This window comes from Bacillus sp. S3 (assembly GCF_005154805.1).
Taxonomy (GTDB): Bacteria; Bacillota; Bacilli; order Bacillales; family Cytobacillaceae; genus Neobacillus.
In genome coordinates this window covers 1,830,405-1,854,593 of the sequence record NZ_CP039727.1, presented here as the reverse complement: position 1 = coordinate 1,854,593, position 24,189 = coordinate 1,830,405, and the positions used below count along the sequence as shown (strand labels likewise).

The window sequence follows — 24,189 nt, the reverse complement described above, 5'->3', positions numbered from 1 at the left end:
TTCACCTCGTCTCTTCTTTTCGCTCCTTCGCACGAAGTTGTCCACATGCTGCATCAATATCATGACCCTGTTCTCGGCGAATGGTCACATTAATTCCACGTTTTTTCAATGTTTTTTCGAAGGCAAAAATTTTGTCTTTTGGTGTACGCACGTAATCCCGTTCTGGAACATAATTAACCGGGATCAAATTCACATGACATTTGAGGCCCTTCAGCAGTTCTGCCAACTCTTCCGCATGCTCGATTGAATCATTCACATTTCCAAACAGACCATATTCAAAGCTGATTCTGCGACCTGTCTTATCGATATAATATCGCACTGCCTTCATTAAGTCATCTAGTTTATAGGCTTTATTAATTGGCATTAATCTTGATCGCAGTTCCGTGTTTGGTGCGTGAAGTGATATGGCAAAATTGATTTGCGTATTTTCATCAGCAAATTGATAAATTTTCGGAACAATACCGCTTGTAGAAACCGTAATATGGCGTGCTCCAATATTTAACGCTTTGTCGTGATTGATGATTTTTAAAAATGCCAGCATGTTTTCATAGTTATCAAATGGCTCACCAATACCCATGATTACTACCGAGTCAACCCGCTCATCTGTTACATCAAGCGCTTGTTGAACCTTAACTACTTGTGCAACAATTTCGCCTGCTTCCAGATGTCTTTTCAGCCCCCCTAAAGTGGAAGCACAGAAGGTACAGCCAATCCGGCAGCCAACCTGGGTTGTTACACAAATGGAATTTCCATAATCATGCCGCATCAGCACTGTTTCAATCGAATACCCATCCTGCAGCTCGAATAAAAATTTAATTGTACCATCAGCAGATGTTTGTTGGATAATCGTATTTAATGTAGTAATTTGAAAATGTAATTCGAGCTTTTCCCTCAAACCTTTAGATAGGTTGCTCATGTCTTCAAATGAAGTAATTCTTTTTTTGTACAACCAATCGTAAATTTGCTCTGCACGGAATGGTTTTTCACCATTCTCCGCCAGCCATTCCTTAAGTTCGTGTAACTCCAGGGAATAAATTGAACGTAGTTTTTTCTCTATTGTTGTGTTCTTCTCAGTTGTATTTGTTTGTTCCAACTGTCACACCTTCTTTCTTATTGCTGCTATATAAAATCCGTCCGAGCCTAAATCCTGCGGGAATATTTGCAGGTCATAACCTGTTACCAATGGTTGAATTGATTCTGGCATTCGCTGCTTGAAGGATACATCCCCTTCGAACTCAGGATGATTTTCCAAAAATTTCTTTACTGTCTGTTCATTTTCTTGTTTATCAACTGTACACGTACTATAGACAAGAATACCGTCCTTTTTTAATAATGGGGCAACAGAATTCAACAGGTCTTGTTGAATGACGCTTAGCCGCTCTACATCCTGCTCTGTTTTTGTGTATTTCATGTCAGGTTTTCTTCTCATTACACCAAGACCTGAACAAGGGGCGTCGAGCAGAATTCGATTGAATGATTCATCTTTGAACTTTTCCTGTATACGTCTTGAATCAGATACATTTGTTTTTATATTCGATAACCCTAAACGCCGGGCATTATCGTTGATTAATTTCACTTTGTGCTGATGAAGGTCTACGGAAATCACTTCACCCGTATTTTGCATTTTTTCAGCAATATGCGTGCTTTTACCTCCAGGGGCTGCACAAGCATCCAAAACAAATTCGCCTTCCGTTGCACCTAATGCATAGGCGGCAAGCATCGAACTTTCATCTTGTATCGTAAACATTCCATATTTAAAGGCAATCGTTGAAGCTAGGTTCCCCTTTAATGACCTAATTGCCTCAGGAATGATGGGACTTTTTTCAATTTGATAACCATCTTCTTCTAAAATCGCCACACATTCATCTCTTGAAATCTTTGTAAGATTCACCCTGGCAGTTTGCATTGGTGCTGTTAAGTTTACTTCACACATTTCTTTCGTCTTCTCAAATCCGAATTGATTCACCCATCTGGTCACTAGCCATAAAGGGTGACTCGTTTCAAGGGATAATCTCTCGTTCGGATCCGATACCTCACTCATCGAAGGAAGTCCTTCTCTTTGAATGCTTCGTAATACACCGTTTACCAAACTTGCAATACCCTTATGTCCACGGATTTTGGCAATTTCCACCGCTTCGTAAATGGCTGCACGATCTGGAATTCGGTCAAGATATACCATTTGATATAGTGTGAGCCTTAGTAAATGGTGTATCCAATTCGCTAGTTTCTTATTATCTTTAAGAAATGGCTTTAAATAGAAGTCCAAGGCCATTCGTCTTTGCAGTGTTCCATATGTTAATTCTGTCAGTAAGCCTACATCAATTGGGGACAATTCATTTTTTTCTATTACGTTGTTTAAAAGCAAATTGCTGTACGATTGGTTTTTCTCAATCTGTACGAGCAGATCCATAGCAATGGCACGTACGTTTTTTTTTGTTGAAGTCATGTTATTCTCCCAGCCTGCTGCCAGCTACAATTTTTGAACCTGCACCACGTAAATATTGTTCACTCAGCATTTTAGTTTTCCCGGACGGCTGGAGCTCGATGATTTTAATGGCCGTTTCATTACCGGTGTTCACCGTAAACCCATCTGATTCTATCTTTAAAATGGTTCCCGGCTCCTGCCCCTTTGATCCAGCGTTCTTTTCAGCCTGCCATATTTTGATGACCTGACCCTCCATCGTCGTAAACGCAACGGGCCATGGGTTTAACCCGCGAATCTGGTTATAGATTTCTTCCCCGGTTTTCTCCCAGATAATCCTTTCCTGCTCACGCTTAATATTGGCTGCAAATGTTGCTTTAGCTTCATCTTGCGGTATTGGTGTCAGACGGCCAGCCAGTAACTGCGGTAAGGTTTCTGATAATAATTTTGACCCGGCTGCACTTAACTTTTCATGAAGTGAACCGACATTATCATCTTCGGTAATGGGTACTTCCACATTTGTTAACATATCACCTGCATCTAATTTTTCTACCATATACATGATGGTGACACCGGTTTTCTCTTTTCCTTGCATGATAGCGTAATGGATTGGGGCACCCCCGCGCAGCTCCGGCAAAAGAGAAGCGTGAACATTTATGCAGCCAAATTTAGGTGCATCCAACAGCTTTTTTGGCAAAATTTGCCCGAATGCGGCTGTAATAATTAAATCCGGCTGTAATGAAAGGATTTTCGCAAGCTCATCTTCTTGGCGGATTTTTTCAGGTTGAAAGACGGGGATCCCATGTTTCATGGCCTCCACCTTCACCGGCGGCGGTGTCAACACTCTTTTTCTTCCTACCGGTCTGTCAGGCTGGGTTACGACGCCAATGACCTCATAGCCATCATCAATAATTTGCCGTAACACAGGTACGGAAAAATCAGGGGTTCCCATAAAAACAATTTTCGTCATTCACTTTCTACTCCTTTTAACTCATCTTCCTCTAGGTATCTTGATACTTTGGCAGTAAATAAAACCCCATCAAGATGATCAATTTCATGCTGAATCGCTCTGGCCAAAAATCCTTCCGCTTCGAGCGTATATTTTCTCCCCTTCCGATCAAAAGCTTCTAATTTCACAAAATCAGGGCGTGTTACCTCACCAAAAAGATCAGGAAAACTTAAACAGCCTTCCGGTCCAGTTTGTTCCCCTGATGACTCTAAGATACGGGGATTTATCATTTCAATTGTTCCGTGTTCATCATCTATATCCACGATGGCAATACGTGCATCCAGTCCGATTTGCGGGGCAGCAAGCCCGACCCCATCATACTCAATCATTGTGTCGTACATATCATCGAGAATTTTTGCAAGTTTTCTATCAAATTTCACCACTGGCTGACAAGTCTGTTCGAGAATCTCAGCAGGGTATATGACTATCTTTCTAATCGCCAAATCTGTTCCTCCATTATGCCAATACTAGTTAGCTGCGTAATTTTTTATTTTTATCCTATTATTTTCACCCAAAAATTGTAATCATAACCTTTTATACAGCTTGATCCGTATGAAATTACATTAAAATAAATGGATTTACGTCGATCGAAACCTGCAAACCACTTTTCGTATCCTTTTGATATTGATCAAGGATTGTCTTTAATGTCTTTGTCAGGTTCGGTTCCCGTTTGTATTTTATCAGACATTGGTAGCGATATCTATTATTAATCCTAGGGATTGGTGAGGCAGCGGGTCCTAATACTACTGCCATATTTGAAACCTGTGTGCGGACATAACTGACAATTTTCTCGGTAGCCGACACGACTTTAATAAGCTCCTCATGACTAACCGTAATTAAAGATAGATAATAGAATGGTGGATAATGATGCGTTTTTCGCATCATCATTTCCCGCTGATAAAATTGATCATAATCATGATGACCGGCAAGTTCAATGCTATAATGCTCCGGTGTGTACGTTTGAATGATAACCTCTCCCGGCAGTTGGTGACGCCCTGCTCTGCCTGAGACTTGTGTCAATAATTGAAAGGTTTTCTCAGATGCCCGGAAATCAGGTAAATGAAGCATCGTGTCAGCCGAAAGCACTCCCACTAACGTAATGTTTGGGAAATCCAGTCCCTTGGCGATCATTTGCGTCCCCAATAATATATCTGCTTTTCCATCCTTAAAATCAGTTAATAGTCTTTCGTGCGAGCCCTTTCGTCCTGTTGTATCAACATCCATTCGAATCACTCTGGCCTCCGGGAGAATTTTCCCCAGCTCTTCCTCCACCTTTTGCGTCCCTGTTCCAAAATAGCGGATATATTCGCTGTTACACTCAGGGCAATGCTTCGGGACAATGTTTTCATAACCGCAATAATGGCATTTCATCTGTTCATTTACACGGTGATAGGTAAGTGAGATGTCACAGTTCGGGCAATTCACTACGTAACCACAATCTCTGCACATCACAAAGGAGGAGTGGCCGCGCTTATTCAGGAATAAAACCGACTGTTGCTTTTTCTCAATTCGATCTTTTAACAATTCAAACAGCTTCCGCGAAAACATGGAGCGATTTCCTTCACGGAGCTCCTCTCGCATATCAATAATCTCCACGGAAGGCAGTGCCTGATTATTCATCCGGTTCGGCAGTGATAATAGATGGTACACCTTTTTCTGTGCTCTGGCAAATGACTCGAGTGATGGGGTGGCACTGCCAAGTACTACGGGACAGTTATAGGTAATCGCCCGTTCAACCGCCACATCTTTTGCATGATAGCGGGGCATTTCTTCTTGCTTATAACTTGTTTCATGTTCCTCATCGATAATAATGATGCCTATATTCTCGAAGGGAGCAAAAATCGCCGACCTGGCACCTACCGCGACTTTTACTTCCTTGCGCTGAATTTTCCGCCATTCATCATATTTTTCCCCCGCCGACAAGCCGCTGTGCAGTACAGCCACTAAGTCTCCAAATCTTCCTTTAAAACGACTGACCATCTGCGGCGTAAGCGAAATTTCCGGCACCAGAACGATGGCTTCCTGACCTTTTTCAATTACCTCTTGGATTGATTGTAAATAGATTTCCGTTTTACCGCTTCCCGTGACACCATAAAGTAAAAACACCTCATGCTGATCCTGTTCAATTGCATTAAGGATAGGTCCGATTGCTGATTGCTGTGCCTCCGTTAAAGGTAATGGCTTCGTCCGTTCGAATGTTCGATGTTCGAACGGATCCCGATAAACCTCCATATTGAATTCTGTCAACAGCTTTTTTCCAATAAGGGATTTAACGGTTGAAGTGGATGTTTGTACGTCTGAAACCAGCTTCCTTACTTCAATTTTCTGGTAGTTATCGGAAAAATACTGTAATATTTGCCTTTGCTTTTCCGCATTTACCGGCATGCGCTCCATTTCCTCTATTAATTTATCTCGTGTTACAGCGGGGCGGACATATTTTCTCTGTCTTTTCTTGACACGTTCCTTGACATAATAAAGCGCTTCAAGATGTCCTTTGGCCGCTTCTCTTTGTAGCTGTGGGACTATATTATTTTTTAAAGCGTCTTCCCAATTAAGGGAATCAGCGTGTTTAAAATATGGTTGCAGCTGCAATGGCAAATCGGCCGCTGTGAATTTGGAGGCAAGCTTCACCTTTTTTTCGTATTTAGCTTTTAACGCGGCGGGGAGCATCACTTGATAAGAAAAAATTTTAAAACAGAGTGTATTTTCAGTAAGCCAGGAGCCAAGCTCCAATAATTCAGGGTTTAAAACGGGCTCTAAATCCATAGGCTCTATGATCTCTCTTAACTTCTTAAATTCTGACTCTGCCTTTAACTCGCAGACAAATCCCTGGATATTTCTAGGTCCAAACGGAACAATGACCCTCATTCCCGGCTGAATAACTCCCCGCCATTGTTCCGGAATCAGATAATCGAAAGACCGATCCGTTTGTTTCGTCGGAACATCCACAATCACACTAGCTATTTCCATCTTTGCCCATATCCTTCAATAGTGAAGTAATTTCTTCGATAATTCTTTTGGCAACATCGGCTTTTGACATAATCGGCATTTCCGTCACCGTGCCTGATCGCTTAATAAGGGTGACAATATTTGTATTTGATCCAAAACCTGCACCCTCTGTTTTTACATTGTTTGCAACAATCATATCGGCATTTTTCTTTGTTAGTTTATTTCTTGCATATTCTTCTAGATTCTCCGTCTCAGCAGCAAACCCTACCAGGACTTGGTTCTTTTTTCGCTGGCCCAGCTCGAATAAAATATCGTTTGTCCTTTCGAGTTCAATTGTTGCATCCCCTGGCTGTTTCTTCACCTTCTGTTCAAAGGTGACCTTTGGACGATAGTCAGCGACTGCTGCTGTTTTAATGACCACATCCGCTGCTTCATACCGATTTAGCACGGCATGATACATTTCCTCCGCACTCTCAACCTTTACTAGCTCTACACCAGCAGGTACAGGCAGTTGGACTGGGCCGGAAACTAAAATCACATCCGCCCCCTGTCTCCTCGCTTCTTCTGCCAGGGCATATCCCATTTTTCCGGTTGAGTGATTGGAGATAAATCGGACCGGATCAATTTTTTCCCTGGTAGGTCCTGCAGTAACCAACACTGTTTTTCCTGCAAGCTGTTTTCGGTCACTGCCTGCAAAAAACCTTTTGATCAATTCGACCATTTTTTCAGGCTCCTCCAAGCGTCCCTTGCCAACATACCCGCAGGCTAAATAACCTTCGCTTGGTTCAATGAATTGATACCCATATTCAGCCAATATGGCAATGTTTTTTTTCACCGCAGGATGGTCATACATATGTACATTCATCGCAGGTGCAATCCAAACAGGTGCAGTTGCAGCCAGCATGGTGGTTGTAATCATATTATCAGCCATTCCACCGGCGATCTTGGCAATTGTATTCGCCGTTGCAGGCGCAACCAAAATTAAATCAGCCCAATCGGCCAAATCTATATGGGCAATGACTTGGGGTTTCTTTTCATCAAATGTATCAGTATATACTTCATTGCGGGATAATGCCTGAAAGGTTAAAGGGGTAACAAATTTTCCAGCAGATTCACTTAATATAACCTTCACATGTGCTCCAGCTTGAACTAGTTTACTTGTTAATGCTGCAGCCTTATAAACGGCAATTCCTCCAGTAACACATAATAATATTTTTTTATTCTCCACCATTACCTGCTATCCCTCACTTCTCGACCACTCTTATCTTCTTATTATGCTAGAAAAAAACCATTTTTTCATCTTTTTCCTATCTAGAATCGACAATTTTCAACGAATTTTGTTAAACCAAATAAAAAAGGCTGACATGCAGGATGATTTCCAATTGTCAGACCTTCTTTCATTTTTTTGTTTATTACCCTTAATTATTCTTGCATTTCAGCTTTTTGTGAAATCCGGTAGGTTAGCTCACCGCTATAAATTTCCTCTAATGCTTTCCCAACATGTTTATAGGAAACATATTTAGGCAATCTTTCATCGTGCACCTGTGACATGACACGGGCACGTTTTGCAGCTACGGACACAAGTGAATATTTTGAATCAATTTTTTCTAACAATGAGTCAATTGACGGATATAACATATTATTCAACCTCCAGCAATTTTTTATAACGATGTTCTATTCGTTCTCTACGGCAATGTTCAGCTGTTACAATTGCCTTGACACGCTCGCAGGCCAGCTCTACTTGGTCATTTTCAACGACGTAATCATATAATTCCATCATTTCTATTTCTTCGCGGGCAGATAACATCCGATTATGGATAATATCATCCGTTTCCGTACCTCTAGTCACAATCCGATTCTTTAATTCGGTAAGACTTGGCGGCATCAGGAAAATAAATAATCCTTCAGGGAATTTTTCTCGAACTTGACGGGCGCCTTTTACTTCTATTTCTAAGAAGACATCTTTCCCGTCATCAAGGGTTTCGCGGACATAATCTACAGGGGTTCCGTAGTAGTTGCCGACAAATTCGGCGTACTCCAGGAGCTTGCCTTGCTCGATTAACTGTTCAAATTCTCCTCTTGACTTAAAAAAGTAATCGACCCCATCCACTTCTCCAGCGCGCGGAGCGCGGGTTGTCATTGAAATCGAGTATTCAAAAGCGGTATCGGGATGAGAAAATATTTCTTTTCGCACCGTTCCTTTTCCAACCCCGGATGGCCCAGATAGTACAATCAGCAATCCTTTTTCCTGCATTCAAAAATCCTACCCTTCATCAATAGTTTCATCACGGTCCGTCAAGCGATGGGCGACGGTCTCAGGCTGTACAGCTGATAGAATCACATGGTCGCTATCCATAACAATCACTGCACGGGTACGTCGTCCGTATGTAGCATCTATTAACGAGCCCCGATCCCGGGCATCCTGAATAATTCTTTTAATTGGTGCTGATTCCGGGGAGACAATGGAAATAATTCGATTGGCAGAAACAATATTTCCAAATCCAATATTAATTAATTTAATCGACATGGTCACTCATCCAATCATTAATAATATATTTTGACCGTGTTAAACAGTTTCTAAACAAGTCCTACTCGATATTCTGAACCTGTTCCTTCAGCTTTTCAAGTAAACTTTTTATTTCAACAACCTTTTTAGCGATGTTTGAATCATTTGCTTTGGATCCGATCGTATTCGCTTCCCTATTCATTTCTTGAACGATAAAATCAAGCTTCCTTCCAATTGGCTCATAGTCATTTAAAGTTTGCAAGAATTGCTGTATATGACTCTTTAATCGGGTAATTTCTTCATTAATATCTGCTTTATCTGCAAAAACAGCTACTTCTGTTAAAATTCGCGTTTCATCTAATTGTCCATTGACGAACTCCTGCATCCTTTTCGTTAGGCGCTCTTTAAAGGATTGGACAACAAGTGGTGCATATTTCTGAAGGTCAAAAACATTTGCTTCTAATTGCGAAGAAATAGCCAGCAAATCTTTTTTCATTTCTTCACCTTCAGCCGTCCGCATTTGTTTTAATAAGATCACTGCTTCTTCAACAGCGGTAAGAACTAGATTCTCAATCTCTTCATTCCCTGATTCACTTTCTTCAATATGTAAGAGGTCTGTCCGATTCAACAAATCCTTTAACGTGATGGTATCTTCTATCCCATATTTGCTCCGTACCTGTTCGATGAATTGATAATATTCTTCAATCAGTTTCCAATCTACTTGAACATTGCGGGTGACAGTACCTTCTCCCTCAACACTTACATAAACCTCTACCCTGCCGCGGCGAATATGCTTGTTTAGTTTCTTTTTCATTTTATCTTCTATTTTTAACAGAGTTCTCGGCATCCGTATATTTATTTCGGAAAATCGATGATTGACTGTTTTTATTTCTACATTTACTGTGGATAACCCGGAAACGGCCTTTCCTCTGCCAAAGCCTGTCATACTAATAACCATATCGTGCACATCCAATCTTTTAAAAATGATCGGCTTTCAATGTATGTAAAAAAGACAAAAGGTAATAGAATGGTTTCTATTACCTTTTGGATTATAACACACTTTATTTTGTTTTTCTTAACAAAAATGTTCCTGCTAGTAAAAAAGTTGGTATTGAGGAAAGTCCGACAATTAGAAGCCAGTCTTTTGCAGCAATCGGCATGGTATGGAAAATCGGCTGTAATGGCGGATAATAAATAACCACAAACATTAACGCAAGAGAAGAAATCACTGCCCATACAAGATACGGATTCCCAAACGGGTTTCTAGAAAGGACCGATTTTTCACTGCGGCAATCAAACACATGAATCAGCTGGGCCATGACAAGGGTTGCAAAGGCAACAGTCTGCGCATATGTCAGCTGCGATTGATCGTTATGGTAGACAATAATGAAGGCTAATAATGTGACAATTCCAATCAGGAATCCACGTGATACAACTTTCCAGCCGAGACCGCGGGAAAAGATCCCTTCGTTTGGACTGCGCGGTCCCCGTTTCATTACGTTCTCCTCCGGACGATCAAGGCCAAGCGCCATTGCCGGCAGCCCATCTGTTACTAAATTGACCCAAAGAATTTGGATTGGAACTAGCGGCAGCGGCAAGGCGAGCAGCATGGCAAATAACATAACTAATATTTCACCCACATTGGATGCTAATAGGTAGCGGACGAATTTACGGATATTTTCATAGATGTTCCTGCCCTCTTTAATTGCTGCCTTAATCGTGGCAAAATTGTCATCTAACAAGACAAGGGCCGATGCTTCTTTCGCGACATCCGTGCCGGTGATCCCCATCGCTACACCAATATCTGCCGCTTTGATGGCAGGGGCATCATTTACCCCATCACCCGTCATGGCAACGATATGACCTCTATTCTGCAAGGCCTTCACGATTTTCAGCTTATGTTCCGGTGAAACCCTGGCAAAAACAGAAACATCCTCAACGACTTCCTCAAGCTCATCCACCGACATATCTGCTAATGCTTTACCATCGAGCACCTTGCTTTTTTTCGTCAAAATTCCAAGCTGTGTGGCAATGGCTTTTGCAGTAATGACATGGTCACCGGTAATCATTACGGTCTTTATTCCTGCATCTTTACATTCCTTAACAGCGGCTTTTACTTCCGGCCTTGGCGGATCAATCATGCCCTGGACACCAATAAAGGTTAGTTTTTTCTCGGCCTCCTGCTCACTCAAAATAACGGTATTAGCTGGGATTGGCTTAAAGGCAATCGCAATCGTTCTGAGCGCCTGTGAGGCAAGACCATTTACGGCGTCCTGAACCTTTACATGTGTTTCCTTATTCATATATTGTGTCCGTTCATCCCAAAGAATCGATTCACAAATTCCTAAAATAACGTCAGGTGCCCCTTTGGTTACAATGAAATGCTTGCCTTGCTTGTCTTTTACATGCACACTCATCATTTTTCTGGCAGAGTCAAATGGGAATTCATTTATAATAGTAAACTCATCCAATAATTTTTGGCGATTAAAGCCTGCCTTCATTGCACTTACTAGTAATGCACCCTCTGTCGGATCACCGTCAAGAATAAAATCATCATCTTTTAAAACTAAATCCGAGTGGTTACAAAGCATCCCAAAAATCAGCATTTGCTGCAATGCTTTTTCATCTCTTGGAAGAACTATTCGCTCGCCCTGAAAAAAACTTCCTTTCGGCTGGTATCCAACCCCCTCGACGGTCCACGTAAGACCGCCGCTCCAAAGGTGGGTAACCGTCATTTTGTTTTGTGTCATCGTCCCTGTTTTGTCAGAACAAATAACCGAGGCACAACCAAGCGTTTCGACGGCAGGCAGTTTCCTGACAATTGCATTTTGCCTGATCATTTTCTGAACACCAAGGGATAAGGCCACGGTCACAATCGCAGGCAGCCCTTCAGGTATCGCAGCCACCGCAAGTGAAACTCCCGCTAAAAACATTTCATATAATTCGTGACCGCGCAACACTCCAACAACAACTACGAGGATGGTTAACAGCAAAGCAACTGTGATTAAAATTTTTCCCAACTGCTCTAAACGGCGCTGCAAGGGAGTTTCTTGCGACTCGGCATTTTGAAGCAGATCAGCAATTTGCCCCATTGCCGTTTTCATTCCGGTTGCGATAACTACGCCAATACCGCTTCCCCTAGTTATCATCGTGCCCATGAAAGCGATATTCTCCATATCCCCTATTCCTGGGTTAGGGTTGGTTAAACTGTCAATATGTTTAGAAACCGGGACAGACTCCCCTGTTAAGGCGGATTCTTCAATTTCTAGGCTTGTTGATTCAATGACACGAACATCGGCGCCAATCCGGTCGCCGCTGGTAAACTTTAAAATATCGCCTATCACAATTTCTTTTGATGGAATCTTCAACCATATTCCATCCCTTAGTACGGATACCTGTGGTGCAGATAATTCTTTCAAGGCCTGCAGTGATTTCTCAGCCCGCCTCTCCTGGTAATAGCCAAGACAGCCGTTAATAATGACGATTGCGATGATTGCGATGGCATCAATATATTCTCCAAGCAACCCGGAAATCAAAGTTGCAGCAAGAAGCACCAGGACCATAAAATCTTTAAATTGACTAAAAAATAAGAGTAAAGCAGATTGCTTTTCTCCCTCTTCTAATTCATTTAGTCCGTGCTGTTTGATCCTTTTTTTTACTTCTTCCTGTGACAATCCAGAAGAAAAGTCGGTTTCTAAGGCCTTTTCTACTTGATCTATCTTCATTTCATGGAATTTCATCCGACCATCTCACTTCCCCCTTTAATCATTCAGACTAGCTCTAAAGAAAGCTTATTCAGGGTCGTCCAAAAAAATGCTAGTTGAAAATGTCATTGCAGAGTAAAATAAGACAGATGATAAAATAGTAGGATATAATGAAGTTTACATACGTTTGAAGAAAAGGATGTTTTCGATGTCATTTGATGGTTTATTTACAAAAGCAATGGTCGATGAACTAATTTCTGCCCTGAGGGGTGGAAGAATAAACAAGGTTCATCAGCCTTATAAAAATGAAGTGATTCTTACTATCCGTGCCAATGGAGTGAATCAAAAACTTCTTTTATCTGCTCATCCCAGTTATGCCCGGGTGCAGCTCACAAACGAAGCCTATGACAATCCGAGTGAACCTCCAATGTTTTGTATGCTGCTGAGAAAGCATATTGAGGGTTATATTTTGGAGGATTTATATCAGGTTGACAACGACCGGATGATTATTTTAGAAATTAAAGGCCGTAACGAGATTGGGGATATCAGTTATAAGCAATTAATCATTGAAATTATGGGCCGGCACAGCAATATCGTTTTAGTAGATAAAACACGGAATATTATTCTTGATAGCATCAAGCATGTTTCATTTGCGCTGAACAGCCACAGAGCCATTTTACCGGGGCAGCCTTATATCTTCCCACCGGCACAAAATAAGCTAAATCCTTTTGATGCTACTGAAGAGGATGTATTACGGTCGGTTGATTTTATTGGCGGTAATCTGGACAGGCAGCTAGTTGAGCATTTTGCCGGGATATCACCGCTTTTTGCTAAGGAAGTTATTTTCCAAAGCGGCCTGGCCAATCGAACCACTGTGCCTGGGGCATTTGTGCACTTGATTAAAAAAATAGCAGCAGGCACGATATCCCCAGCTATCATGTCTGCAAATGGGAAAGAATCGTTCTATCTTTTTCCGCTTGAGCATGTAGCGGGAGAAAGCAAGACCTTCCCTTCCCTAAGTGAGCTGCTTGACCGTTATTATTTTGGCAAAGCCGAACGCGACCGGGTCAAACAGCAGGGAAATGATATTGAACGGTTTATCAGTAATGAAAAGGAAAAAAATGAAAAAAAGATTGTTAAGCTTGAGGATACACTGAAAGAAGCAGAACGAGCAGAGCAGTACCAGCGTTTTGGGGAACTGTTAACAGCCAATCTTTACGCGGCAAAAAAGGGCATGAAGGAAATCGAGGTCCTTAATTATTATGATGAAATGGGCGGCTCACTGATCATTCCGCTTGACCCAAGGAAAACACCATCTGAAAATGCGCAAAAGTATTTCTCCAAATACCAAAAAGCGAAGAATGCGGTTGCCGTTGTGGTTGAACAAATTGAAAAGGCTCGTGAGGAAGTAATTTATTTTGAAAATTTAATACAGCAAGTACAGTCTGCCTCTCCGAAGGATATACAGGAAATTCGCGAGGAGCTTGTAGAGGAAGGCTATGTCAGAGAGCGGCAGAAACGGAAAAGTAAGAAAGCACAGAATACGAAGCCGGTGCTGGATCACTTTTTATCTTCCAATGGCACGGAAATCATCGTTGGAAAAAATAATAAACAAAATGATTATTTAACTAATAAGTTGGCGGCAAGGGATGAAATTTGGCTCCATACGAAAGATATTCCCGGCTCACATGTAGTCATTCGCAGTAAAGATCCTTCCGATGAAACAATCAATGAGGCAGCTATATTAGCGGCTTATTACAGCAAAGCGCGAAATTCAAGCTCAGTTCCAGTTGATTTTACAAAGGTTCGCCATGTGAAAAAACCTAGTGGTGCGAAGCCGGGCTTTGTCATTTATGACAACCAGCAGACAGTTTATGTCACACCCGATGAAGAATTAGTGTTGAAATTGAAGAAATAATGCGAAAAGAGGATGTCCGATTTATTTTGGACACCCTCTTTTTCAATTTATCAGCGAATTTTGAAATTTATCAACGAATCCGTTTCTTAGAACTGTTTGCTCCATTCAGAAGGATCTTTCCGCCACAATAATAGACTTTCCTGATCACCTGCGCCCACATACCCCTTTGAGATGGCCACTTCTATTAAGGTTGGAAAATCAGTAAGTGAAAAACTCTTAATTTCTTCACCCTGCAGCAATTCTTTTCCCTTCTCTAACCCATATGTAAAAATAGATACTACTCCAAGCACTTCACAGCCAGCTTCCCTTAAAGCTTGTACCGCTGTGATGACACTGCCCCCTGTTGAAATAAGGTCTTCCACAACAACAACCTTTTGACCCTGTTCCACTTTGCCTTCAATCTGGTTTCCCTTGCCATGGCCTTTTGCTTTCGATCGGACATAGCACATTGGCAGATCCATAAGTTCGCTGACCCAGGCAGCATGCGGAATCCCTGCTGTAGCCGTTCCAGCAATGACTTCTGTTTCCGGAAAGTTTTCTTCGATAAGAGTTTGCAATCCTGCTGCAATTTCTTTTCTTACTGCAGGGAACGATAAAGTTAGGCGATTATCACAATAAATTGGTGATCTAAGACCCGATGTCCAAGTAAATGGTTCTCTTGGACTTAATGCCACTGCATTGATGTCTAATAATTTTTCAGCTATTTTCTGTTTCATTGATGTTAACCCCTCCATGCATTTATCCATTGTTCATAGCTTTTCACTGGGTCCGTTGACCGAGTAATCGAACGTCCAACTACAATCGAACTGACACCTGCATCTCTTGCAAATTGAGGTGTAGCCACGCGTTTTTGGTCTCCAACCTGGTCAGACTCCATTCTGATTCCCGGGCATACCGTTAAAAATTCGCTGCCAGTTTGAGCATGTATGGCTGCAGATTCCCATGCAGAGCATACAACCCCGTCTAAACCTGCATCTTTTGAAAGCGCGGCATAATGCAGGACTGATTCATTCAACGAGACAGATATAAGCTGCTCTTTATTCATTTGCTCCTGAGAAGTGCTCGTCAATTGTGTAACGGCGATGCAATATGGACGTTTTTGTCCTGCCGCCGTTCCTGCATCTAATCCCTCTACCGCTGCTTCCATCATTTCTTTACCGCCGGCCGCATGAACATTGACTAAGTCGCACTCAAGTCGTGCCAGTCCCTTCATAGCACTTTTCACGGTGTTCGGAATATCATGCAGCTTTAAATCGAGAAAAATCTGATGTCCCTTTTCTTTTAATTGATGAATAATAGAAGGGCCTTCCTGGTAAAAAAGCTCCATGCCTACCTTCAAAAAAAGTTTTCGATCGTCAAACGGTGTCAAGAAACGTTCAATTTCACTTTTGTTCGCAAAATCAAGCGCGATGATAAGTGAGTTGTCCATGCTCCTTCCCACTCCTTCCCTTGCATTCACTGATATGTTCAAACCCTAATTTTTCTAAAAGCTCCGGCAGTTCTTCAATAATGGTTGGGCAGACAAATGGATCGACGAAGTTTGCTGTTCCCACTGCGACGGCACTTGCCCCCGCATAAAAATACTCAATGACATCCTTCGCTGATTGCACACCGCCCATCCCAATAATTGGGAGAGAAACGGCTTGGCTAACCTCATAAATCATCCGAATGGCCACTGGCTTAATTGCCGGACCGGAAAGGCCGCCAGTTCTGTTGGCTAAAATCGGCCTTCCTGTTTTTAAATCTAATTTCATTCCGACCAATGTATTGATCATCGTCAGTCCATCTGCACCGCCCTCTTCCACAGCCTTTGCCATCTCGACAATATTTGTGACATTCGGGGAAAGCTTAACATAAACCGGAACTTCGGACACCTCTTTTACACTTTTGGTCAATTGCTTGGCCACCTCAGGAATCGTTCCAAATGCGATTCCGCCTGTTTTTACATTCGGACAGGAAATATTTAATTCTAAGGCCTGAACATTCGCTGCCTTCGATATTTCACGTGCTACCTCAATATAGTCTTCTTCTGTGGAACCGGCAACATTCGCAATGATCGGGACATCATATTGCGCAAGCCATGGCAATTCCTCGGATACAACCTTTTTTAATCCGGGATTTTGCAGACCAATGGCATTAAGCATTCCAGCATCCGTTTCCGCCACCCTAGGGGTAGGATTTCCAAATCTCGGTTCAACGGTTGTCGCTTTTATCATGATAGCACCAAGCCTGCTCAAATCATAAAATTGACTATATTCACGGCCAAATCCAAAACAACCCGATGCCGGCATAATCGGATTTTTTAGGTTTAATCCAGGTAATGCAACATTTAGTCGATTCATATTACTACCTCCCCGGCACGGAAAACAGGGCCGTCACTGCAAACTTTTTTATAGGATAATCCTGTTGGATCATCTGCCTTGTGACAGACGCAGGCAAAGCAGGCGCCAATGCCGCAGCCCATTCGTTCTTCTAATGATAAAAACATCTTTTTAGCTGAGTATTGTTGTTCAAGTGCCCTTAACATCGGAGTCGGGCCGCATGCATAAATACAATCAAACTGTAAATTTTTCATTACATCTGTTACAAACCCTTTTGTTCCATAGGTTCCGTCAACCGTGGCCACGTATGTTTCACCATTTTGTAAAAATTCCCGTTCGTAGAAAACAGCTGATTCCGTTTGAAACCCGAGAACGTGTATAACTTTTACCCCTTTAGCAATTAACTGCTTGGATAGTTCATAAAGAGGCGGTACACCAATTCCTCCACCCACTAACAGTGCGGTTTCCCCAAATTCCATTTCTTCAACTGGAAAGCCGTTTCCTAATGGACCAAGAATATCAAGTTCTATTCCTGGTACCATTTCCGCAAGTTTGGTAGTCCCTTTGCCTTCCCTGCGATAAATCATGGTAAATTGCTGTTTCTCGGAATTAAACGATGAAATGCTGATCGGTCTCCTAAGCAGCGGGTCCAAAGCACTCGCAACCCGAATATGGACAAATTGCCCCGGAGCTTTGATTTGACTTACAAATTCTGCTTTCACCGTTAATTCAAAAATATCTTCATCAATTTCTGTTTGGCTGATAATGGAGCAAAATTCTTTTTGAATCATACAATGACCGCCTCCTTAATTGCTGCACCCATCGCTTCTGCGGAAAAATTCATCGACTCAACCACTTTTAATATAGCATCTGCTGTGTCTAATGATGTTAAACATGGAACCCCATTCTCAACCGCTTCCCGACGGATTCTAAATCCATCTCTCTCAGGCTGTTTTCCTTTTGTCAGCGTATTAATGATGAGTTGGACTTCACCGTGCTGAATGACATCCAATAGTGTTTGGCCTTCCGAACCAATTTTTCCTACGACCTTCACTTTCAAACCGGCAGATTCCAACACAGATGCTGTGCCGCTTGTTGCCATTAAACGGTAGCCATTTGCGGCAAACCTTACCGCCAGTTTTAATGCTTCTTCCTTCTCTTTGTCTGCAACAGTAAACAACACTGTGCCAAACTTTTGTATATTCATCCCAGAGGCAATTAAACCTTTATAAAGTGCCTTTTCTAGGGTGTGATCCTTGCCCATTACCTCACCAGTTGATTTCATCTCCGGTCCTAATGTGATGTCCACACTTTTCAACTTAGCAAATGAAAATACTGGGACCTTGACATACACACCATTTTTTTCTGGAACAAGTCCAGGCTGATACCCTTGCTTAACAATTGATATCCCGAGAATCGCCTTTGTCGCAATTTTCGCCATCGGTACATTGGTGATTTTACTCAAAAAAGGAACTGTTCGACTGGATCGTGGATTAACCTCCAGAACGAATACTTGATTGTCTGATAATACATACTGAATATTTAATAGTCCGATAATGTTTAACCCTCTTGCCAATTTTTCTGTATACTCTACAAGAGTTTGTTTCACATTCTCTGAGAGCGTCTGCGGCGGATAGACGGCGATTGAATCACCGGAGTGGACGCCGGCTCGTTCAATATGCTCCATGATCCCAGGAATCAAAACATTTTCACCATCACAAATGGCATCTACCTCGATTTCCTTCCCTGTTAAGTATCTGTCAATCAAGACCGGATGTTCGGGATTAATTTTAACGGCATTTTCCATATAATGCAGTAATTCTTCCTGATAGTAGACAATCTCCATCGCCCGGCCGCCAAGAACATATGAAGGACGGACTAGAACCGGATAACCAATTTCATTGGCAATAACAATGGCTTCTTCAACAGATAATGCTGTTTTTCCAAGCGGCATTGGAATATTAATCTGCCCCAAAGCCTGTTCAAATTTATCCCGATCTTCCGCACGGTCTAAATCTGCTAAACTAGTTCCAAGTATTTTCACTCCATGGTCAACCAGATCTGCAGCAAGATTGATAGCTGTCTGTCCGCCAAATTGAACAACCACACCGATAGGCTTTTCTAATTCGATAATAGCCATTACGTCCTCAACAGTCAGCGGCTCAAAATAGAGCTTATCAGAAATACTGAAGTCAGTTGAGACAGTTTCGGGGTTGTTGTTGATGATAATAGCCTCATAGCCCGCTTCTTTTATCGCTTTTACAGAATGGACAGTGGCGTAATCAAATTCAATCCCCTGACCGATTCGGATCGGACCTGAGCCCAGTACAATCACACTACTTTTGCTGGTCACGACTGATTCATTTTCCTCTTCATAGGTGCCATAGTAATAAGGCGTTTCACTTTCAAATTCAGCGGCACATGTATCAACCATTTTGTAAACTGGCATGATTCCCATTTCTTTGCGTAACTGATAGATGTCCGTCTCTAACCGATCCCATAGCACAGCAATTTTTTTATCAGAAAATCCCTTTTGCTTTGCCTCTTTTAGCAGTTCGCTGTCAAATGGGCGGGCTGTCAGCTTTGCCTCAAGCTCAACAATCCCCTCCATTTTCTTCAAAAAGAACAAATCAATTTTACTCCATTCGTGAATGGTTTCAATTGTTGTACCCCGCTTTAAGCTTTCGGCAATATAAAAGAGTCGCTCATCACCTGCTTTTTGAATTCGTTTTTCCAGTAATTCATCGTCAATGCTTTCCGCACCATTTAATTCGAAATGATGAACCCCTGCCTCAAGGGAACGAATTGCTTTTAACAGTGACTCTTCAAACGTCCGGCCGATGGCCATAACTTCCCCTGTTGCCTTCATTTGCGTTCCAAGCGAACGATTTCCGGATTCAAATTTATCAAATGGCCAGCGTGGGATTTTGGTAACGATGTAGTCGAGCGCCGGTTCGAAGCAAGCATACGTTTTTCCTGTTACGGGATTAAGCATTTCATCGAGTGTTAAACCAACAGCAATTTTTGCAGCCAGTTTTGCGATTGGATAACCTGTCGCCTTCGACGCAAGGGCGGATGAGCGGCTTACCCGTGGGTTTACCTCGATAATATAGTAGTTAAAGCTATCTGGGTCTAAGGCGAGCTGAACATTACAGCCTCCTTCAATTCCGAGAGCACGAATAATTTTGAGCGATACATTTCTTAGCAGTTGGTATTCCCGGTCACTTAAGGTTTGACTTGGAGCAACAACAATGGAATCGCCAGTATGGACGCCAACCGGATCGATATTTTCCATGTTACATACCACAATCGCATTATCGGCACCATCACGCATCACTTCATATTCAATTTCCTTGAAGCCTGCGATACTTTTTTCAAGTAAGCATTGATGTACGGGGCTATTTTTCAATCCACTCGTTACAATTTCCTCTAATTCCTCTTCATTTCGGCAAATGCCTCCGCCTGTTCCGCCAAGAGTAAAAGCCGGACGGACAATGACCGGGAAGCCAATTTTACTAACAAAAGCGATTGCTTCCGACAATTCATGGATGATTTCACTATCAGGAACTGGCTCATTTAATTCATTCATTAAGCTGCGGAAAAGCTCTCGGTCTTCTGCTTGATTAATTGCTGCTAGCTTTGTGCCTAATATTTCAACTTCGCACTCCTCTAGCACTCCTGACTTTGCAAGCTCTACAGCAAGGTTCAAACCAGTTTGGCCGCCAAGTGTTGCAACCATTGCATCAGGACGTTCCTTACGAATGATTCGGCTGACAAACTCGACTGTTAATGGCTCAATATAGACAGCATCTGCCATCTCAGTATCGGTCATAATTGTTGCCGGATTAGAGTTTACGAGGATGACACGGTAGCCCTCCTCCTTCAGGGCGATACACGCCTGTGTGCCCGCATAATCAAATTCCGCGGCCTGACCAATCACAATTGGTCCTGATCCAATCACTAAAATGGAGTTTATATCTGTACGTTTTGGCATGTTGCTGTTCCCTCCTGTTTTTCAGCTTCAATCATGGCTAGGAATTGTTCAAATAATCCGTTTGCATCTTCTGGCCCCGGGGAAGCCTCTGGGTGATATTGAACAGTAAAAGCCGAATAATCTAAATGTTTTAGGCCTTCGATTGTTCCATCGTTCAATGCTGTATGAGTTACCGCTAATCTGGTTTGATGTAAAGATTCTGTTTCTACTGTGTATCCATGGTTTTGCGAAGTAATCGCAATTTTACCTGATGCCAGCTCCTTGACAGGATGATTGGAACCGCGATGACCAAATTTCATTCTTACCGTATTGGCACCGCAAGCGAGGGCAAATAATTGATGTCCAAGACAGATTCCAAATATCGGGATCAGCCCCAGTACTTGTTTGATCATATGAATCGCTTCTGGGACATCCTTTGGGTCCCCAGGTCCATTTGAAAGCATGATTCCATCTGGCCGCAATTGCAGGATTTCATCAGCCGTTGTGTGGTATGGGACAACAACAACATCACAGCCGCGCTTATTTAGTTCTCGTAAAATACCATGCTTCATACCAAAATCAACGAGGACAATTCGTTTCCCACGGCCTGGGCTTGGATACGAATTTTTTGTCGAAACGGTTCTGACTTGGTCAATCGGCAGTCTTGTCTGCTTTAACCTTGTGACAACCTCGTATGGGTCCCGGTCAATACTGCAAATCGCCCCTTTTAATGTTCCATATTGACGGATAATCCTTGTTAATTTTCTTGTATCAATCCCGGAAATTCCGGGGATTTTTTTCATTTTAAAATATTCATCAAGCGTAAACTCACTGCGCCAATTGGAAGGAAAATCAGTCACTTCTTTCACAATAAAGCCTTTGACAGCAGGGATGATTGATTCAAAATCATCACGGTTGATGCCGTAATTTCCGATTAGCGGATAGGTAAGCATAACAATCTGCCCGCAATAGGAAGGATCAGAGAGAATTTCCTGATAACCAGTCATCCCGGTATTAAAGACGACTTCGCCAATTGTATCCATATGACTGCCAAATCCGTCTCCGATAAATACTGTCCCATCTTCTAAAATTAGTTGTGCTTTCATGCTGTTTCACATCCCTTTTCCCAAACTATCTTCCCGTGTGCGATTGTCATCTCCGGCCAGCCTTTACATTTCCAACCTGTAAATGGGGTATTTTTTCCCTTGGAAAGAAATTCGCTTGGATCAATTTCTCTTTCTTCAGCTAGATTTAAGAGGACAAGGTCGGCTGGCGCCCCTACTTCAATTTCCCCAAATGGTAGGGCAAAGCTTTCGGCTGGTTTCTTTGTTAGATAGCCGATTAACTCTTCAAGCGAGATAATATTTTTTAACACTAAATGTGTATAAAGGAGCGGGAATGCCGTCTCTAATCCGACAATTCCGAACGGTGCCAATTCCATTCCTTCACTTTTTTCTTCAAGTGTGTGTGGTGCATGGTCCGTGGCAATGAAATCAATAGTTCCATCAAGCAGACCTTCGATTAGTGCAGCATGATCAGCTGCATCCCTTAGCGGCGGATTCATTTTATAATTGGCATCAAGACCCGGAATATCGTCTTGCGTTAATAATAGGTGGTGCGGGGTAACTTCCGCCGTAACATGAATGCCTGCCTGCTTGGCATCCCTGATTACACGGACAGACTCTTTCGTACTGACATGACAAACATGATAATGACAGCCTGCTGCCTCAGCCAGCAATACATCCCGCGCTATTTGGACTGATTCACAAATAGAAGGAATGCCATTTAACTTGTTTTGTTCTGCAAAAGATCCTTGATGGACACAGCCCTTATTAATAAGGCTGTTTTCTTCACAATGAGCAACAATTGTCATATTAAGTGCGGCAGCTTTTTGCATCGCCTCAAGCATCATGCTCGCTGTTTGCACCCCTACTCCGTCATCGGTAAAGGCAAATGCCCCAGCATCTTTCAATGCCTCAAAATCTGTTAATTCCTGACCAAGCAGCCTCGTCGTGATGGAGGCATATGGCAGCACCCGCACATTAGCCGTTTCTCTAATCCGACTTTGCAAGTTCTCCATATGGTTTTTGGTGTCAGGCACCGGTCGGGTATTTGGCATAGTGGCAACAGTGGTAAATCCGCCTTTTGCCGCGGCCATTGTTCCGGTTGCGATGGTTTCTTTTTTCTCCCCGCCTGGTTCGCGGAGGTGGACATGTAAGTCGATAAATCCCGGGGAGACTGTCATTCCCGCTGCATCCACTTTATGGTCTGCTGCCGCTTCAATCTTCTTTTCAATTTTTGTAATAATCCCATTTTCTATTAAGATATCTGCCTCGATCCATTGTCCGTTAGATGCTATGTAGTTTGCGTTCTGAATAAGTAATTTCATATTGATTCCCTCCTATTAAACTTTCAATTGACCGTTTTAATGCAGCCATTCTGACATAAACACCGTTTTCCATCTGCTTGAAGATTCTTGAACGTTTGCACTCTACTAGACTATCAGCAATTTCCACATTCCGATTGACTGGAGCGGGATGCATAATAATACTATCGGGCTTCATTTGCTGTTCCCTCTCAAGCGTGAGACCATACTGGCGATGATACTCTGAAGCAGTAAAGCTTCCCTTCTTTTGATGCCGTTCATGCTGGACCCTTAAGAGCATAAACACATCCGCTGTTCTGACGGCTTCATCAATCGGTCTAAATCTTGCTGAATTTAAACTATGGTGGTCAAACCATTCCTCTGGTCCGGAGAACATAACATCTGCTCCAAGCCTTGTTAAGGCATCTGCATTGGACCGTGCCACCCTGCTGTGACTGATGTCCCCAACAATCGCAATTTTTAACCCCTCAAAACCGCCGAATTCCTGTTGGATGGTTAACAAATCGAGAAGCGACTGTGTTGGATGATGCCCGCAGCCATCCCCACCGTTAAGAATGGGGATATTCACCTTGCCGACCAGTTCATCAAAGTAGCGATCCTGCCCGTGACGTATGACAATGGCATTCACTCCAATGGATTCTAATGTCTTTACTGTATCGTAAAGTGTCTCTCCTTTTTGAACACTAGAGGTTTCAACTTCAAATGGAATCACCCCTAAGCCTAACCTTCTTTCCGCTACTTCGAAACTGCATTTGGTTCTAGTACTGGCTTCAAAAAAAAGATTTGCCGTAAACATTTGCTGATCAGGTCTCCAGACCATGCCATCCGAAAATCTTTTTGCATCCTCAAGTATTTGATAGATTTCCTCTACCTTCAATTCGTTCGTGGTTAGTAAATGTTGGAGCATCCCTTTTTCCCGCCTTTCTTCTCACCTATAAAAAAATGCACCCTAAATCTCCTTTAGGGTGCATGGAATCCTAGCTTAAACCAGCTGCATTAGA

The 24,189-nt window shown here is 42.5% G+C and carries 20 protein-coding genes; 1 reads left to right on the top strand and 19 read right to left on the bottom strand.

The window, feature by feature from the left end:
- Window position 1 precedes the first annotated feature (1 nt).
- The 11 genes from rlmN to FAY30_RS08890 all read right to left on the bottom strand — a co-directional run bounded on the left by rlmN (window position 2) and on the right by FAY30_RS08890 (window position 12,626).
- Entirely contained in the window at window positions 2-1,093 is a 1,092-nt protein-coding gene (gene rlmN / locus FAY30_RS08940; protein WP_149869549.1) for a dual-specificity RNA methyltransferase RlmN, read from the bottom strand.
- A gap of 3 nt (window positions 1,094-1,096) precedes the next feature.
- Window positions 1,097-2,446, bottom strand: a complete 1,350-nt coding sequence (gene rsmB / locus FAY30_RS08935; RefSeq protein ID WP_149869548.1) for a 16S rRNA (cytosine(967)-C(5))-methyltransferase RsmB — start codon at window positions 2,444-2,446, stop codon at window positions 1,097-1,099.
- Window position 2,447: 1 nt separating this feature from the next.
- Window positions 2,448-3,392 (bottom strand): methionyl-tRNA formyltransferase, encoded by a 945-nt coding sequence (gene fmt, locus FAY30_RS08930; protein ID WP_149869547.1) that lies wholly within the window; start codon window positions 3,390-3,392, stop codon window positions 2,448-2,450.
- Window positions 3,389-3,874 carry a peptide deformylase gene (gene def, locus FAY30_RS08925; RefSeq protein ID WP_149869546.1) on the bottom strand — a complete coding sequence of 162 codons (486 nt, stop codon included), beginning with the start codon at window positions 3,872-3,874 and terminating at the stop codon, window positions 3,389-3,391. Before def ends, fmt begins: the two co-directional genes overlap by 4 nt.
- 115 nt (window positions 3,875-3,989) lie before the next feature.
- On the bottom strand, window positions 3,990-6,401 hold the full coding sequence (gene priA, locus FAY30_RS08920) for a primosomal protein N' (protein WP_149869545.1): 2,412 nt from the start codon (window positions 6,399-6,401) through the stop codon (window positions 3,990-3,992).
- Window positions 6,388-7,611 (bottom strand): bifunctional phosphopantothenoylcysteine decarboxylase/phosphopantothenate--cysteine ligase CoaBC, encoded by a 1,224-nt coding sequence (gene coaBC / locus FAY30_RS08915; RefSeq protein WP_149869544.1) that lies wholly within the window; start codon window positions 7,609-7,611, stop codon window positions 6,388-6,390. Before coaBC ends, priA begins: the two co-directional genes overlap by 14 nt.
- A 191-nt stretch (window positions 7,612-7,802) precedes the next feature.
- Window positions 7,803-8,018 (bottom strand): DNA-directed RNA polymerase subunit omega, encoded by a 216-nt coding sequence (gene rpoZ / locus FAY30_RS08910; RefSeq protein WP_149869543.1) that lies wholly within the window; start codon window positions 8,016-8,018, stop codon window positions 7,803-7,805.
- 1 nt (window position 8,019) lies between these two features.
- Window positions 8,020-8,634, bottom strand: coding sequence for a guanylate kinase (gmk, locus tag FAY30_RS08905; protein ID WP_149869542.1), 615 nt, complete (start codon window positions 8,632-8,634; stop codon window positions 8,020-8,022).
- Window positions 8,635-8,643: 9 nt separating this feature from the next.
- Complete coding sequence (gene remA / locus FAY30_RS08900; RefSeq protein WP_149869541.1) at window positions 8,644-8,907, bottom strand: extracellular matrix/biofilm regulator RemA; 264 nt, start codon at window positions 8,905-8,907, stop codon at window positions 8,644-8,646.
- A gap of 61 nt (window positions 8,908-8,968) precedes the next feature.
- Complete coding sequence (locus tag FAY30_RS08895) at window positions 8,969-9,844, bottom strand: YicC/YloC family endoribonuclease (protein ID WP_149869540.1); 876 nt, start codon at window positions 9,842-9,844, stop codon at window positions 8,969-8,971.
- Window positions 9,845-9,947: 103 nt separating this feature from the next.
- Window positions 9,948-12,626: a calcium-translocating P-type ATPase, SERCA-type gene (locus FAY30_RS08890; RefSeq protein ID WP_149869539.1), complete on the bottom strand. Its 2,679-nt coding sequence runs from the start codon at window positions 12,624-12,626 to the stop codon at window positions 9,948-9,950.
- 172 nt (window positions 12,627-12,798) lie between these two features.
- Here FAY30_RS08890 and FAY30_RS08885 point away from each other — a divergent pair, with 172 nt between their 5' ends.
- Entirely contained in the window at window positions 12,799-14,508 is a 1,710-nt protein-coding gene (locus tag FAY30_RS08885; protein ID WP_149869538.1) for an Rqc2 family fibronectin-binding protein, read from the top strand.
- Window positions 14,509-14,594: 86 nt separating this feature from the next.
- Here the strand turns inward: FAY30_RS08885 and pyrE are convergent, their stop codons facing one another.
- Genes pyrE through FAY30_RS08845 form a run of 8 tightly spaced genes read right to left on the bottom strand, consistent with a single transcriptional unit; the run spans window position 14,595 to window position 24,095 of the window.
- Window positions 14,595-15,224 (bottom strand): orotate phosphoribosyltransferase, encoded by a 630-nt coding sequence (gene pyrE / locus FAY30_RS08880; RefSeq protein WP_149869537.1) that lies wholly within the window; start codon window positions 15,222-15,224, stop codon window positions 14,595-14,597.
- 5 nt (window positions 15,225-15,229) lie between these two features.
- Window positions 15,230-15,937 carry an orotidine-5'-phosphate decarboxylase gene (gene pyrF, locus FAY30_RS08875; RefSeq protein WP_149869536.1) on the bottom strand — a complete coding sequence of 236 codons (708 nt, stop codon included), beginning with the start codon at window positions 15,935-15,937 and terminating at the stop codon, window positions 15,230-15,232.
- The gene (locus FAY30_RS08870) at window positions 15,909-16,850 is read right to left on the bottom strand and encodes a dihydroorotate dehydrogenase (protein WP_149869535.1); all 942 of its coding nucleotides are present in this window, start codon (window positions 16,848-16,850) and stop codon (window positions 15,909-15,911) included. The genes pyrF and FAY30_RS08870 overlap by 29 nt, the downstream gene beginning before the upstream one ends.
- The gene (locus FAY30_RS08865; protein WP_149869534.1) at window positions 16,847-17,620 is read right to left on the bottom strand and encodes a dihydroorotate dehydrogenase electron transfer subunit; all 774 of its coding nucleotides are present in this window, start codon (window positions 17,618-17,620) and stop codon (window positions 16,847-16,849) included. The genes FAY30_RS08870 and FAY30_RS08865 overlap by 4 nt, the downstream gene beginning before the upstream one ends.
- Window positions 17,617-20,823 (bottom strand): carbamoyl-phosphate synthase large subunit, encoded by a 3,207-nt coding sequence (gene carB, locus FAY30_RS08860; RefSeq protein WP_149869533.1) that lies wholly within the window; start codon window positions 20,821-20,823, stop codon window positions 17,617-17,619. The genes FAY30_RS08865 and carB overlap by 4 nt, the downstream gene beginning before the upstream one ends.
- Window positions 20,802-21,908, bottom strand: a complete 1,107-nt coding sequence (locus tag FAY30_RS08855) for a carbamoyl phosphate synthase small subunit (RefSeq protein WP_149869532.1) — start codon at window positions 21,906-21,908, stop codon at window positions 20,802-20,804. The genes carB and FAY30_RS08855 overlap by 22 nt, the downstream gene beginning before the upstream one ends.
- A complete protein-coding gene (locus FAY30_RS08850; RefSeq protein WP_149869531.1) occupies window positions 21,905-23,191 on the bottom strand; it encodes a dihydroorotase in 1,287 nt (428 codons plus the stop codon). Before FAY30_RS08850 ends, FAY30_RS08855 begins: the two co-directional genes overlap by 4 nt.
- Window positions 23,151-24,095 carry an aspartate carbamoyltransferase catalytic subunit gene (locus tag FAY30_RS08845; protein ID WP_149869530.1) on the bottom strand — a complete coding sequence of 315 codons (945 nt, stop codon included), beginning with the start codon at window positions 24,093-24,095 and terminating at the stop codon, window positions 23,151-23,153. The genes FAY30_RS08850 and FAY30_RS08845 overlap by 41 nt, the downstream gene beginning before the upstream one ends.
- Between the last annotated feature and the right edge of the window lie 94 nt (window positions 24,096-24,189).

Bases quoted from the DNA above. Each gene is read 5' to 3' on its own strand.
- remA (WP_149869541.1), bottom strand. From the start codon at position 8,907: ATGTCGATTAAATTAATTAATATTGGATTTGGAAATATTGTTTCTGCC.
- FAY30_RS08890 (WP_149869539.1), bottom strand. From the start codon at position 12,626: ATGAAATTCCATGAAATGAAGATAGATCAAGTAGAAAAGGCCTTAGAA.
- FAY30_RS08885 (WP_149869538.1), top strand. From the start codon at position 12,799: ATGTCATTTGATGGTTTATTTACAAAAGCAATGGTCGATGAACTAATT.
- rpoZ (WP_149869543.1), bottom strand. From the start codon at position 8,018: ATGTTATATCCGTCAATTGACTCATTGTTAGAAAAAATTGATTCAAAA.
- carB (WP_149869533.1), bottom strand. From the start codon at position 20,823: ATGCCAAAACGTACAGATATAAACTCCATTTTAGTGATTGGATCAGGA.
- FAY30_RS08845 (WP_149869530.1), bottom strand. From the start codon at position 24,095: ATGCTCCAACATTTACTAACCACGAACGAATTGAAGGTAGAGGAAATC.
- coaBC (WP_149869544.1), bottom strand. From the start codon at position 7,611: ATGGTGGAGAATAAAAAAATATTATTATGTGTTACTGGAGGAATTGCC.
- fmt (WP_149869547.1), bottom strand. From the start codon at position 3,392: ATGACGAAAATTGTTTTTATGGGAACCCCTGATTTTTCCGTACCTGTG.
- gmk (WP_149869542.1), bottom strand. From the start codon at position 8,634: ATGCAGGAAAAAGGATTGCTGATTGTACTATCTGGGCCATCCGGGGTT.
- priA (WP_149869545.1), bottom strand. From the start codon at position 6,401: ATGGAAATAGCTAGTGTGATTGTGGATGTTCCGACGAAACAAACGGAT.
- rsmB (WP_149869548.1), bottom strand. From the start codon at position 2,446: ATGACTTCAACAAAAAAAAACGTACGTGCCATTGCTATGGATCTGCTC.
- FAY30_RS08870 (WP_149869535.1), bottom strand. From the start codon at position 16,850: ATGAATCGACTAAATGTTGCATTACCTGGATTAAACCTAAAAAATCCG.
- FAY30_RS08895 (WP_149869540.1), bottom strand. From the start codon at position 9,844: ATGGTTATTAGTATGACAGGCTTTGGCAGAGGAAAGGCCGTTTCCGGG.
- FAY30_RS08865 (WP_149869534.1), bottom strand. From the start codon at position 17,620: ATGATTCAAAAAGAATTTTGCTCCATTATCAGCCAAACAGAAATTGAT.
- FAY30_RS08850 (WP_149869531.1), bottom strand. From the start codon at position 23,191: ATGAAATTACTTATTCAGAACGCAAACTACATAGCATCTAACGGACAA.
- FAY30_RS08855 (WP_149869532.1), bottom strand. From the start codon at position 21,908: ATGAAAGCACAACTAATTTTAGAAGATGGGACAGTATTTATCGGAGAC.
- pyrE (WP_149869537.1), bottom strand. From the start codon at position 15,224: ATGAAACAGAAAATAGCTGAAAAATTATTAGACATCAATGCAGTGGCA.
- pyrF (WP_149869536.1), bottom strand. From the start codon at position 15,937: ATGGACAACTCACTTATCATCGCGCTTGATTTTGCGAACAAAAGTGAA.